Genomic DNA, 13,703 nt, shown 5'->3' with positions numbered 1-13,703 from the left:
ATGAAAAAAGTTTTTCAAAGAATATATTCAGATTTATTTTTACCCTCAAGGTTAGAAGAATATAAAAACTTACTGATTGAAGCGTTAGAAAATGGATATAGAATAGTTTCTATTGAACAGTTCTATGATGTAATAGTAAATAAAAATATAGAGAATCAGAATTACTTAGTTTTAAGACATGATATTGATACAGATGCTTCTACTGCTAAACTGATGTTTGAAGTTGAAAAGCAATTAAATGTTAATGCATCCTATTATTTTAGGTTATCTACAATAAATATTCCACTGATGAAAGAAATTCATCAATTTGGCAGTGAAGTCAGCTATCACTATGAAGAAGTAGCATCATATGCAAAACAATATAAAATAAAAAATCCTAATCAAATATATGATAATCTTACAAAAATCCAAAGTTTATTCAGCAAAAACCTAGAAGCTTTAAGGAATGCTACGGGAATTCCAATGGAGATTGTTGCTTCGCATGGTGATTTTGTAAATAGATATTTAAAGATTACAAATTGCGTAATATTAAGGGAGGCAGAATTTAGAGACAAGAATAATATAAAACTTGAAGTTTATGATGACAGTATGATGAAATATGTAACTAGCAGGCATTCTGATTGTGGTTATCCTGTATTTTGGAAACCAAATTCGCCAAAGGAAGCTATAAAAAATCATAGTCCTGTAATATATATTCTTACTCATCCGAGACATTGGAAAGCTAACATAAAGGAAAATATAAAGGATGATTACATTAGACTAATTGAAGGCATAAAATATAGAAATTAATTCTTAGAAATAAAAGCGAGGGTTAATATGTCAAAACTAAAGTTTGGAATCATAGGTTGCGGCAGAATATCTGCAAAACATGTCGATGCCATAATAAATAACAAAGATGAGGCAGAGCTTGTAGCTGTCTATGACATAGTAAAAGAGCTTGCCATAGATAGAAAGAATCAATATGAATCTAAGATAAAGAATTCAAATGTAAAGGTGTATGCAAATTATGATGAATTCTTGAATGATAAAAATATAGATGTTGTTACTATAGCTTCAATAAGTGGTTATCATGCAAATCAAGCTGTTGACTCTCTAAATCGTGATAAACATGTATTGATAGAAAAACCTATGGCACTGAGTATAGAGGACGCAGATAGAATAATTAGATTAGGTAAGGAAAAGAATAAAAAAGTATGCGTATCTCATCAAAACAGATTTATTCCGGCAGTCCAAAGATTAAGGCAGGCTGTAGAGGAAGGAAGGTTTGGGAAACTGATACATGGTTCTGCCCGCACCCTCTGGGCAAGAGATGATAACTATTATAGGCAAGCATCATGGAGAGGGACAAAAGAATTAGATGGCGGCACCTTAATAAACCAATGTATACATAACATAGATTTACTGCAGTGGATGATGGGTGGAGAAGTTGAGCGAATATCTTCTGAAACTGATACGTTTATAAGAGATATTGAGACAGAAGATTTCGGAGCTATGCTTATCAGGTTTAAAAATAAAGCCATAGGAGTTGTAGAAGGCAGTGTATGCGTATATCCGAAAAACCTTGAAGAAACCTTGAGCATATTTGGAGAAAAAGGAACAGTGGTTATAAAAAACGGACGTATAGAAACATGGAATTTTGCAGACGAAAAAGATTACGATAGTGCCGAATTAGATGAAACCAACTTAGGCCATACGCCCCTTTACAAAGACTTTATAGATGCTATAAATAACAACAGAGAGCCTTTGGTAAATGGTGAAGAAGGAAAGAAAGCCGTGGAGATAATATTGAGGGCTTATGAGAGGTAAGTGAATCAATGACTAAGGTATTGCACATATGTTCTTATTATGTTGGTACTAACTTATACCAGAAATTATTTGATTCATTGGAAAAACTCAAATTAGAACAAGATGTATATGTTTTTGTGGAAAATAAGTATGAAGCAAAAGGAGAATTTCCATCTAATATTCACATATCAAAATGCTATAATGAAATTGACAGATTGTTTTTTCATCTAAAACATGCTAAAGTTTTAAATGATATAAAAAACAAGATGGAGATCAGTAAATATGATATCATTCATGCTCATTCTCTATTTTCAAATGGTTACATAGCCTATAAGATAAAGAAAGAGTACAATATACCTTATATAGTTGCAGTAAGGAACACAGATGTAAATTTATTTTTTGGTAAAATGATACATTTAAGGGTTCTTGGCATCAATATATTGAAAAATGCTGAAAAAATAATATTTATCTCTACGCCATATAAAAAATATACTATAGATAAATTTATTCCTGAGAAATATAAAAAAGAAATAGAAGAAAAATCTGTAGTAATACCTAATGGTATAGATAAATTTTGGCTTGATAATAAATTTCAAGATAGAATTAAACCTCAAGACAATAAATTAAAACTTATTTATGCAGGTACTGTCAGCGAAAACAAAAACATAATTACAACAGCAAAAGCCTGCAAGCTTCTATCAGATCAAGGATATGAAGTAACTTATAAGATTATTGGAAAGATAACCGATAAAAAGTACTGTAATTTTATAGATAAGCATCCATTTATCAAATACATACCGCATTGCCAGAAAGAGGAATTAATAGACCACTATAGAAGTTCAGATGTATTTGTAATGCCTTCTAAACATGAAACCTTTGGCTTGGTGTATGCAGAAGCTATGTCTCAAGGCCTCCCAATTATTTATACAAGAGGACAGGGCTTTGATGGACAATTTAAAGAAGGAGAAGTCGGCTATTCAGTTCAATATAATTCTGCCGAGGAGATTTCAGACAGAGTTAAAGATATCTTAAATAATTATGAAACCATTTCAAAAAATTGCATAGAAAAAGTCGATAAATTTGATTGGGATAAGATAGCAAAAGAGTATTTAAGTATTTATGGAAAATATTAGCAGTCATTTGTAAGTAAGACAGATGTGTTACATAAGCTTAAAAAGCCCTACAAGTTTTTCGTGCCAAAAATGCAGTAAAAATGTATGGTGATTTTTAAAATCGATGAAAGATATATAAAAATATTATCAATTAATACATGGATCATGTATCTTTAATGATTGATTGCCATTTGGAGCCATCCTTTCTATTCTAAGATGTAGGAAGAATAATTAAAAATTTAGTAGCCAAAAAATTTGCAAAAGGTATGATACTTCCCAAAATAAGTCAGATAACGGTTTACAATTTACTTTTGATCTTTTTAAAGAAATAGCAAAGGAATCGGGCATTCGCCATATCTCCTAACTGACTTGGAGGAAATTTTGCGTTTATCAAAAAACACTTCAAACCTTTAGATATAAGATAAACGAGGACAAGGGAGCGAATTTTAAATATATGAATGTTAATATATCTAGAAGCACTATAAGTAATATATATATAAAGATGCTTATTCTTTATTATATATTCTTTTCAGGTTTATCTGGTAAGAATCCTTATTTTACATACATCATTTTAACTTTTCAAGTAATTTATTTCTTTTTGAATTTTAAAAGCTTGACAAGTAACATGAAGCTACTATCTTACATAACATTTTATGTAACATTTATTTTTATTATAAATTTGTTCGGTAAAGATATGAGGTATATAAGATTATCATTAAGTTATTATGGCTACTTTTTGATGTTCATGTTAAGCTTATGTAATATCCTAATCTGGCTAAAAGAAAACACTATTCAAGATAATATAAAATTTTTGAAAACTATTAGTATATTGCTAAATCTGCTTGCAATATATTGTATTATAGAATATATTATAAAATTTAATCCTATTTTTAGCTATTTTATGGATGATTCAATTGCCATGTTGTATACTACAAAAAATAATAGTTGGATTTATAGAGTTACGGGTAGTGCGACAAATAGCATAGTTATGGGTAATTTGATGTTATTTAGTTTTATGTTAAATTTATACTTTTTAAATAAGAGAAATTTAATATTAATACTCTTGAATTTAGCAACAATAATTTTTACGTTTACTAAAAGTGTTTATTTATCTTTGCTGCTCGGAGTTATATTTTATATTTTAAAAAATTTAAAATTAAATAATAAAAATATCATATCCTTTTTTTTAATAGCAATTATAATTTTGGGATTATCAATCTTTACACAATTACCTGAGGCTATTCAATTAACAGATACCTATAGAATTATTGAATTTAGATTTAATAATTTATTTGATCAAATATCTTACATGCAACGGATTAGTACTATTAATTTTATTTTAGAGAAAATATCATCTGACAGCATTATAAGATTATTTTTTGGACATGGCCCAGGAAGCATAAAGTACTTAATAAAAGATCAAACACAAAATTTTGTTGTAGACTTACCAGTAATTGATAATCAATATTTTACATTTTTGTATGAATATGGAATAAATTTTTTTATTATTGCTGTAACTACTTTGATATATTTTATTGCCACAAATAAATTAAAAAGGATAAATGATAAAAGAATTAGCAAACTACACTCTGCTTTAATAACAGTTCTTTTTATGTATTTAATTACAATAGGATTTTATGATGGATTTTATTGGCATATAACTAACTTTTTTTTATCTTTTATAATAGCATATTTGATATATCTGTATAGATTAATACAAAACGGACTTTGAATTAAGAATTGCCAAGATGTCCAATATATAAAATCACTTCTATATGGAGGGAAGCATAATTGAAAACAACATTTGTTATATTGCATTTTTTGAGTTATGAGGATACATGCGAATGCATAGATTCAATATTGAATTGTAAATTTGATACAGATCATGAAATACTTGTAATAGATAACGGATCAAAAAACGGTTCTGGTGAGAAAATAAAAGCCAAATATAATTATTGTCCAAATATAGAAGTATTGATTCTAAATAAAAATCTTGGTTTTGCTAAAGGAAATAATGTTGGGTTTGACTATGCAAAAAATAAATTAAATAGTAATTTTATAATACTTCTAAATAATGACATAATTATTAAGCAAAAAGATTTTATACATAACCTTTACCACAAATATGATGAACAAAAGTTCCATGTATTAGGACCAAATATAATTTCTCTAAAAGACGGTCTTCATCAAAATCCACAAAAAATAACTCCAATTACAAAGAAAGAGGTACAAAGATTAATATTTAAATATTCAATATACCAGATACTAAATAGATTAAATATCGAAACTCCAATACTTAACTTATATAGATCATTAAAATATTTTTTGAGCACAGACGATACCGAGAAAAATAGAAAAAACCTGTGGCTCACGGAGCTTGAAGATGTTCAACTACACGGAAGTTGCCTAATTTTTTCACCTGATTATATAAGCAAATATAAAGGAATTTACAGTAAGACGTTTTTGTACATGGAAGAAGATATATTATTTTATATAGCAAGAAAAGAAAATATAAGGATGCTCTATACACCTGAATTAGAAGTATTTCATAAAGAGGATTCTTCAACTGATAAATTATGCAGGAGTGAAAGAGATAAAAGATTTTTTATCTATAAACATACTAAAAACTCTGCCAGAGAGTTGACAAAAATTATGAAGGATGAAGATTTATATAAGAAAGACATTATAGATAACTATTATTAATGAGGTGTTTTTATGAAAGGCATAATCTTAGCCGGCGGTTCAGGTACCCGCCTTTATCCGCTTACTATGGTGACAAGTAAGCAACTTTTACCTGTATATGATAAACCTATGGTCTATTATCCACTGTCCACGTTAATGCTTGCCGGGATAAAGGACATCCTTATAATCTCCACACCTTTTGACTTACCTAAGTATAAAGAACTTCTTGGAGACGGAAGTCAATTTGGTGTTAGTTTTTCATATGAAGAACAGCCATCTCCGGATGGGCTTGCACAAGCATTTATCATAGGTGAAAAGTTTATTGGAACAGATGACTGTGCATTAGTATTAGGAGATAATATATTTTACGGAAATAACTTTGGAAGATTATTAAGGGAAGCAGTTCAAAATAAAGGCAGAGCTACAGTGTTCGGATACTATGTGGATGATCCTGAAAGATTTGGAGTAGTAGAATTTGATGATAGCGGAAAGGTTATTTCAATAGAAGAAAAACCAAAAGAACCAAAATCTAATTATGCAGTTACAGGTTTGTACTTTTATGATAATAGGGTGGTAGATTACGCGAAAACATTAAAACCCAGTGCAAGAGGGGAACTGGAAATTACCGATTTAAACAGAATTTACCTTGAACAGGAGGAGCTGGATGTCAAGCTTTTGGGAAGGGGATTTGCATGGCTTGATACAGGGACTGTAGATACGCTGGCAGATGCGACTAATTTTGTAAGGATAGTTGAAAAGAGACAAGGCATAAAAATTTCGGCACCTGAAGAAATTGCATTTATAAATAAGTGGATAAATAAAGATACTCTCCTAGAATCTGCTGAAAAATATGGAAAGTCGCCTTATGGCGAGCACTTAAGAAGAGTGGCCGAAGGTAAGATTAAGTATTGATTACATACCGGATCGGAGTGAATTGATATGAAAGTGATAAATACAGCCATTGAGGGGATATATATAATTGAGCCTCAAGTGTTTGAAGATCCAAGGGGCTGGTTTATGGAAACCTACTCAAAAGAAAAACTTGCAAAACAGGGTATAGACATAGATTTCATCCAAGATAATCATTCTTTTTCTGCAAACAGAGGAACAATAAGAGGTTTACATTTTCAAATAAATCCAAAAGCCCAGGCCAAACTTGTAAGGTGCACAAGAGGAAGAATTCTAGATGTTGCGGTAGATATTAGAAAAGGTTCTCCTACTTACAAGAAATGGGTGTCTGTGGAGCTTTCGGAGGAAAACAAAAAACAGCTTTTCATTCCTAAAGGCTTTGCACATGGCTTTGCGACTCTTACCGATAATGTTGAAATACAGTATAAGGTTGACGAATACTATTCGCCTGAGAATGACCGAAGTATAAGATTTGACGATCCTGAAATAAATGTTGATTGGGGAATCGAAAATCCTATTCTTTCAGAAAAAGATATGAAGGCGCCTTTATTAAAGGACAGTGACAACAACTTTGTATATTAATACAGGGGGTAATTACAATCAATATATTAGTAACCGGCGGAGCCGGATTTATAGGTAGTAATTTTATTTTTTATATGCTAAAAAACCATCCAAATTATAAAATTGTATGTTTGGATCTGCTGACATATGCAGGAAACCTTGAAACATTAGAAAGCATTATGGATAATCCGAACTTTAAATTTGTAAAGGGTGATATTACCGACAGAGAACTTGTTTTTGAGCTTTTTGAAAAAGAAAAATTTGACGCAGTTGTGAACTTTGCAGCAGAGTCTCATGTAGATAGATCAATTGAAAATCCGGAGATATTCCTTAAAACGAATATACTAGGTACACAGGTACTGATGGATGCCTGCAGGGCTTTTGATACCAAAAGATTTCATCAAGTTTCGACAGATGAAGTTTACGGAGATTTGCCTCTGGAGAGGTTAGATTTATTCTTTACAGAAGATATGCCTATAAAGGCATCGTCACCTTACTCGGCCTCTAAAGCCGCTGCTGATTTATTAGTTTTAGCCTATTGCAGGACTTATAACCTGCCGGCTACCATATCAAGATGCTCCAATAATTACGGACCGTATCAATTTCCCGAAAAGCTGATTCCGCTTGTTATACTAAGAGCCTTAGACAACAAAACCATTCCTGTATACGGAACGGGTGAAAACGTGAGAGATTGGCTGTATGTAGAAGATCATTGTCGCGCCATTGACTTAATTTTACACGATGGTACTATAGGAGAGGTATATAATATAGGCGGTCATAACGAAAAAACAAATCTTGAAGTCGTAAAAACCATATTGAAGGAACTTAAAAAGCCTGAATCACTTATAACGTTTGTGAAAGACAGAGCAGGGCATGACTTGAGATATGCCATTGATCCGAGTAAAATACATAAGGAATTAGGCTGGCTGCCAACAACTAATTTTGATGATGGAATTAAAAGGACAGTCCAGTGGTATCTTGCAAATAAGAACTGGTGGGAAAAAATAATTAACGGTGAGTATAGAAATTACTATGAAAGAATGTATGCCGAAAAAGAATAAAGGTGATTTGCTTTGAAAATTTTAGTAACCGGCTGCAGCGGTCAACTTGGCTATGATGTGGTAAGAAGATTAAAAGGCCTTAAAATAGATTGCCTTGGCGCATCAAGAAAAGACTTTGATTTAACAAATGAATCAGATACAAAAAACTTTATTAAAAACCATAAACCTGATGCAGTAGTCCACTGTGCGGCTTATACAGCTGTTGACAAAGCCGAGGATGAACGTGATATCTGTTATAGGACTAATGTTTTGGGAACAAGATATATTGCGCAAGCCTGCAAAGATATTGATGCTAAAATCCTATATATTAGCACTGATTACGTCTTCGACGGCAAAGGAGATAAGCCATTCGAAGTTACAGATATACCGAATCCGATAAACTATTATGGGAAAACAAAATATGAAGGTGAGCTTGAAGTTCAAAAATATGTTGATAAAGCGTTTATTGTAAGAATATCATGGGTTTTTGGCGAAAATGGAAACAACTTCGTAAAAACGATGCTGAGATTAAGTAGAGAAAGAAGAGAATTAAGTGTAGTTTCAGATCAAATAGGCTCGCCGACATATACATTTGATCTTGCGAAACTGATTTCAGATATGATAACTACAGAAAAGTATGGTATATATCATGCTACAAACGAAGGATATTGCAGTTGGCATGAATTTGCATCTGCTATATTTGACATGGCAGATATCAATATAAAATTAAATCCTATCAGGACAGAAGATTATCCTACAAAAGCCTTAAGACCTAAAAATTCCAGATTATCAAAGAAAAGTTTGGATTTAAACGGATTTCAAAGGCTGCCTCATTGGAAAAATGCATTGGAAGAATACATAAAAATAACATTATAAATAAGAAAGCAGCAAATTCGCTAAATTATCTTAGGAGGTTTTAATGTATTACATAAGGGACCCAATCCATGGATTTATAGAGATTAATGAGTGGGAAAAAACTATAATAAATCAGCCGGAGTTTCAGAGACTTAGACGCATAAAACAATTGTCATTATCTAATATGGTGTATCCGGCTACAAATCATACAAGGTTTGAACATTCACTGGGTGTTATGCATGTGGCAACACAAATGTTTGACAATATAGTAAAAAACGAGATGGATTTTTTAAAGAATAAGTTAAACTATACAGAATCAGGGCTGGAAAGAGAAAGAATTTTAATAAGGCTTGCCGGCCTTTTGCATGACATAGGCCACCCACCTTTTTCACATGCAGCTGAAGAATTGATGCCCTTAAAACCTGATTCAGTAAAAGATCATTATGAACATGAAGATTATTCTACTGCTATAATAAAAAATAAATTTAGAAGATACATAGACGAATCTAAATTTAATGACCTAAAAATTACCGCCGATGAAGTTTGCGATTTACTGACAAAAGGACCTACATCATCTGAGAGAGCATTTTGGAGACATTTAATTAGTGGTCAATTAGATGCAGATAGAGCAGATTATTTGTTAAGAGATTCTTATCATGCAGGTGTGAACTATGGTAGATATGATTTAAAGAGAATATTAAGAACTTTAACGGTTATAAATGAACCTGAAACAGATAATTTTTCCATAGGAATTAATAAAAGCGGCTGGCACGCAGCGGAAGGATTAATCATTGCACGATATCAGATGTTTACACAAGTTTATTTCCATCATACTAGAAGAGCTTATGATAATCATATTTCCGAAGCGATAAAAACTTTACTAGAATCTGAAACCAAGAGAAGTACATTTCTACCGCCGACTGAAAAGAATCTAGATGAATATTTGGATTGGGACGATTGGAAAGTAGGAGGCTTAATAAAAGAAGGGAAAGCGGGTCTACATGGAGAAATAATACTTAACAGGCAACACTATCGACGCGTATACGAAACAAAAGAAGTTCCCAGTGTTGGGGATCTTAAAGAATTCGAAGCTATATCCGGAGAGTTCAAAGACAGAATCGGTTTTATAGATACGGCAGAAAAATCATGGTATAAAGTTGGCGATGAAGATATACTTATATCCGAAGAAAAAAGTGATTCAAAGTACGCACCTCTTTCTCAATACTCAAGCATAGTAAGAAATCTTGTTCCGAATAAGCAAATTAGAATATATGTTCCATATGAAAATAGAGAAAAAATTAAGGAGCAAATTGAAAAATACAGGGAGGAAATATAACATGATAAACGAATTTAGAATTCCATGGGAAAAATATGGCATAATAGCATACTTAGCAAAAGCTATGGATGGTCACGATGCTCAATTTGGAAAAACTTCCCTGCAAAAAATTATTTATATTTTACAGGAAGTATATCAAGTTAATGTAGGTTATAAATTTATACTTTATAACTATGGTCCGTATTCGGCAGATTTGGCAACTGACCTTGAGTATATTGCAGCTTTAAATGGTGTCGATGTGTCTTGGGTGAATACCGGCGGATATAGGATAAAACCTGACTCAGACGCAGATACCTTTATAGAGAAAAGCAAAGATTTTCTAGATAAACATAAAAATGATATAGATAAAGCCATTGAAACTTTTGGAAATTTAAGTGCCAAGGAATTGGAATTAAGGGCTACTATTATTTATTTTGTAAATGATTGCGGCATAAGAGAAGATTCAGAAGTCACAGATAAAATACATAAGTTAAAACCTTATTTTAAAGAAGACAAAATACGATCAACAATAGAGGAATTAAAGAGTTTAGGTGTTATTCGGCTTTGATGCTAACAGAATTGACTTACCGGAGCTAACCAAATGAAAAAAACAGCACTGCTTTTAATGATAATAACAGTAGTTTCAAAGATAGTCGGGTTTGGTAGGGAGATAACCCTATCATATTTTTATGGGGCATCTAATATAAGTGATGCCTTCTTGATATCTCTTACTATTCCCGGTGTGATATTTTCTTTTATCGGGACAGGTATATCTACAGGATATATCCCGCTTTACAGTAAAATAGAGGAAAAGTACGGGGAAAAGGAAGGAGAAAGATATACCAATAATCTTGTAAATATCCTTCTTGTGATATGTACGGGTATTGTAATCTTTGGGCTTTTGTTTACAAAGCCTTTGGTGAAGGTATTTGCATCCGGATTTGAAGGAGAGACCTTAGAACTTGCGGTAAGGTTTACAAGGATAGGGCTTGTTGGGATATATTTTACAGGTATCATAAATGTATACAGTGGGTATTTGAGGATAAAGGGAAACTATGCCGTTCCGGCATGTGTAGGTTTTCCTATGAACTGTATTTTAATACTTTTTATGGTATTAAGCTCTAGGACTAATATTATGGTGCTTGCTGTAGGAAGTGTTATAGCTACTGCATCTCAGCTGGTGCTTTTGGTGCCTTTTATCCGAAAGACAGGCTACAGGTATCAGTTTGTATTCGATCCAAAGGATGAATACATAAGGAATATGGTATATATTGCACTGCCGGTAATAATAGGGGTGTCGGTAGATCAGATAAATGTATTAGTTGACAAGACCTTAGCGTCCGGTATTGCAGTAGGGGGAATATCCGCATTAAACTACGCGAATAAACTTAATGGATTTGTACAGGGAATGTTCGTTACAACCATATCCACTGTTATGTATCCTATGATATCTAAGATGGCGGCTCAGGGAAATTTTAAAGGGCTTAAAAGCTCTGTGTCTGAAGCCATAAACTTAATAAATCTTTTAGTTGTGCCGGTTACCTTTGGAGCCATGATATTTGCAGAGCCGGTGGTTCGGCTTTTGTTTGGAAGAGGAGCTTTCGACTCAGAGGCAATATCTATGACGTCAGGGGCTCTGTTTTATTATTCCATAGGGATGATGGGTTTTGGACTTCGAGAGATTTTGTCCCGGGCCTTTTATTCCATGCAGGACACCATGACACCCATGAAAAACTCTGTTCTTGCCGTATCTATGAACATCGTCCTAAATCTTATACTTTCAAGGTTTATGGGCATAAAGGGGCTTGCCTTGGCCACCAGTATATCTGCGCTATTTTGCACAGCTCTTTTGCTTATAAGTTTGAGAAAAAAGATAGGGCCTTTTGGAATGAAGGATACAATAACATCCTTTGGAAAAATCCTGATAGCTTCCATAGGAATGGGTATTGCGGCATATGCCTCATATAATTTCCTTTTATCGCGTATAGGCGCTAATTTATCCCTAATAATTTCCATATTCATAGGTGCTTTTTTCTACTTTGCAGTGGTATACTTTATGAAGATAAAAGAAGTGGATGAGCTGATAATCGCAGCTAAAAAGAAACTAAATCTGCTCAAAAACATTCAGGAGGAATACGTGTGAAAAAGATTACCTTAGATTATTCCAATGCACTAAACTTTATAAGGCAGGAAGAAATTGATTTAATGCAGGAAAAAGTAAGCCTGTGCCACAGAATGCTCCATGAAAAGACAGGAGCCGGCAGGGATTTCTTAGGCTGGGTAGACTTACCTGAAAACTACGATAAAGAAGAATTTGAAAGAGTAAAGGCGGCTGCAGACAGGATAAAGCAGCAGTCAGATGTTTTAGTGGTTATAGGGATAGGCGGGTCCTATCTTGGAGCAAGAGCCGCCCTTGAGATGCTGAACCCTCCGTTTTCTAATGAATTTTCAGGAAGGACGAAGGTTTACTTTGCGGGACACAACATGAGCTCCTCTTATTTAAAAGGTCTTTTGGATGTTATAGAGGGGAAAGATATTTCAGTAAATGTTATATCAAAATCCGGAACTACCACAGAGCCTGCCATAGCTTTTAGGGTTTTTAAAGAGTATATGGAAGAAAAATACGGCAGAGAAGAAGCCTCAAAGCGGATATATGCGACAACGGACAAAAACAAAGGCGCATTAAAATCCCTTGCAGAAAGCCAAGGCTACGAAAGCTTCGTAATCCCGGATGATGTAGGCGGAAGATACTCAGTGCTGACACCGGTGGGCCTTTTCCCCATGGCAGCGGGAGGTATTGATATAGACAAGGTAATGGAAGGGGCAAGGGATGCGGCAGAGGATTTAAAATCAGAAAGCCTAAAAGACAACTTCTCCTACCAATATGCCGCTATAAGGAATATAATGTATCTTAAAGGGAAACTCATAGAAATAATGGTAAATTACGAGCCGAGCCTTTTTTACTTCGGAGAGTGGTACAAGCAGCTTTTCGGAGAATCCGAAGGAAAGGATATGAAAGGAATATTTCCCACGGCATTAAATTTCACCACAGACCTGCACTCAATGGGCCAGTATATTCAAGAGGGAAGAAAGCATATATTCGAAACAGTGCTTAACGTAGAAAAGCCTGCCTGGGAAATTACAATAAAACCCGACAAAGACGACCTGGACGGCCTTAACTACATAAGCGGCAAAACAATAGACTATGTAAACAAGATGGCCATGGAAGGCAGCATAGAGGCACATGTGGACGGAGGGGTGCCCAACCTTATAGTCAACATCCCCGAGATTTCGCCTTATTACTTTGGCTACATGGCCTACTTTTTCGAAAAGGCCTGCGGCATGAGCGGGTATCTTTTGGGAGTAAACCCCTTCGATCAGCCGGGCGTTGAAGCTTACAAGACAAATATGTTCAAACTCCTGGGGAAACCGGGATATAAATAA

13 protein-coding genes are annotated in these 13,703 nt (G+C 33.5%); all 13 read left to right on the top strand.

All coding sequences use genetic code 11. The features are described 5' to 3' along the window. The 13 genes from TSYNT_RS02790 (at window position 1) to TSYNT_RS02730 (ending at window position 13,703) form a co-directional block, all read left to right on the top strand. Window positions 1-789: a polysaccharide deacetylase family protein gene (locus tag TSYNT_RS02790; protein ID WP_083497616.1), complete on the top strand. Its 789-nt coding sequence runs from the start codon at window positions 1-3 to the stop codon at window positions 787-789. Between the two features lie 27 nt (window positions 790-816). Next, a complete protein-coding gene (locus TSYNT_RS02785) occupies window positions 817-1,806 on the top strand; it encodes a Gfo/Idh/MocA family protein (protein WP_083497615.1) in 990 nt (329 codons plus the stop codon). Window positions 1,807-1,814: 8 nt separating this feature from the next. Then, the gene (locus tag TSYNT_RS02780) at window positions 1,815-2,918 is read left to right on the top strand and encodes a glycosyltransferase family 4 protein (protein ID WP_059031612.1); all 1,104 of its coding nucleotides are present in this window, start codon (window positions 1,815-1,817) and stop codon (window positions 2,916-2,918) included. 790 nt (window positions 2,919-3,708) lie between these two features. Beyond that, the gene (locus TSYNT_RS02775; protein ID WP_162780980.1) at window positions 3,709-4,629 is read left to right on the top strand and encodes a hypothetical protein; all 921 of its coding nucleotides are present in this window, start codon (window positions 3,709-3,711) and stop codon (window positions 4,627-4,629) included. Between the two features lie 59 nt (window positions 4,630-4,688). Beyond that, window positions 4,689-5,600 (top strand): glycosyltransferase, encoded by a 912-nt coding sequence (locus tag TSYNT_RS02770; protein ID WP_059031610.1) that lies wholly within the window; start codon window positions 4,689-4,691, stop codon window positions 5,598-5,600. 12 nt (window positions 5,601-5,612) lie between these two features. After that, a complete protein-coding gene (gene rfbA, locus TSYNT_RS02765) occupies window positions 5,613-6,491 on the top strand; it encodes a glucose-1-phosphate thymidylyltransferase RfbA (protein WP_059031609.1) in 879 nt (292 codons plus the stop codon). Between the two features lie 27 nt (window positions 6,492-6,518). Beyond that, window positions 6,519-7,070 (top strand): dTDP-4-dehydrorhamnose 3,5-epimerase, encoded by a 552-nt coding sequence (gene rfbC / locus TSYNT_RS02760; RefSeq protein WP_059031608.1) that lies wholly within the window; start codon window positions 6,519-6,521, stop codon window positions 7,068-7,070. A 17-nt stretch (window positions 7,071-7,087) separates the two neighbouring features. Beyond that, a complete protein-coding gene (gene rfbB, locus TSYNT_RS02755; RefSeq protein ID WP_059031607.1) occupies window positions 7,088-8,110 on the top strand; it encodes a dTDP-glucose 4,6-dehydratase in 1,023 nt (340 codons plus the stop codon). Window positions 8,111-8,122: 12 nt separating this feature from the next. After that, a complete protein-coding gene (gene rfbD / locus TSYNT_RS02750) occupies window positions 8,123-8,965 on the top strand; it encodes a dTDP-4-dehydrorhamnose reductase (protein ID WP_059031606.1) in 843 nt (280 codons plus the stop codon). Between the two features lie 43 nt (window positions 8,966-9,008). Next, window positions 9,009-10,280, top strand: coding sequence for an HD domain-containing protein (locus TSYNT_RS02745; protein ID WP_059031605.1), 1,272 nt, complete (start codon window positions 9,009-9,011; stop codon window positions 10,278-10,280). Window position 10,281: 1 nt separating this feature from the next. Then, on the top strand, window positions 10,282-10,827 hold the full coding sequence (locus tag TSYNT_RS02740) for a YwgA family protein (RefSeq protein WP_059031604.1): 546 nt from the start codon (window positions 10,282-10,284) through the stop codon (window positions 10,825-10,827). Window positions 10,828-10,860: 33 nt separating this feature from the next. Beyond that, window positions 10,861-12,402, top strand: a complete 1,542-nt coding sequence (gene murJ, locus TSYNT_RS02735) for a murein biosynthesis integral membrane protein MurJ (RefSeq protein ID WP_059031603.1) — start codon at window positions 10,861-10,863, stop codon at window positions 12,400-12,402. Next, on the top strand, window positions 12,399-13,703 hold the full coding sequence (locus tag TSYNT_RS02730) for a glucose-6-phosphate isomerase (protein WP_059031602.1): 1,305 nt from the start codon (window positions 12,399-12,401) through the stop codon (window positions 13,701-13,703). The genes murJ and TSYNT_RS02730 overlap by 4 nt, the downstream gene beginning before the upstream one ends.

This window comes from Tepidanaerobacter syntrophicus, from assembly GCF_001485475.2.
GTDB classification, from domain to species: Bacteria; Bacillota; Thermosediminibacteria; order Thermosediminibacterales; family Tepidanaerobacteraceae; genus Tepidanaerobacter; species Tepidanaerobacter syntrophicus.
Note: the sequence above shows the minus strand (reverse complement) of the source record. Positions and strands in the feature narration are given on the sequence as shown.

Coding starts and splice junctions, on each gene's coding strand:
- TSYNT_RS02790 (WP_083497616.1), top strand. CDS start 1: ATGAAAAAAGTTTTTCAAAGAATATATTCAGATTTATTTTTACCCTCA.
- TSYNT_RS02785 (WP_083497615.1), top strand. CDS start 817: ATGTCAAAACTAAAGTTTGGAATCATAGGTTGCGGCAGAATATCTGCA.
- TSYNT_RS02780 (WP_059031612.1), top strand. CDS start 1,815: ATGACTAAGGTATTGCACATATGTTCTTATTATGTTGGTACTAACTTA.
- rfbA (WP_059031609.1), top strand. CDS start 5,613: ATGAAAGGCATAATCTTAGCCGGCGGTTCAGGTACCCGCCTTTATCCG.
- rfbC (WP_059031608.1), top strand. CDS start 6,519: ATGAAAGTGATAAATACAGCCATTGAGGGGATATATATAATTGAGCCT.
- TSYNT_RS02745 (WP_059031605.1), top strand. CDS start 9,009: ATGTATTACATAAGGGACCCAATCCATGGATTTATAGAGATTAATGAG.
- TSYNT_RS02740 (WP_059031604.1), top strand. CDS start 10,282: ATGATAAACGAATTTAGAATTCCATGGGAAAAATATGGCATAATAGCA.
- murJ (WP_059031603.1), top strand. CDS start 10,861: ATGAAAAAAACAGCACTGCTTTTAATGATAATAACAGTAGTTTCAAAG.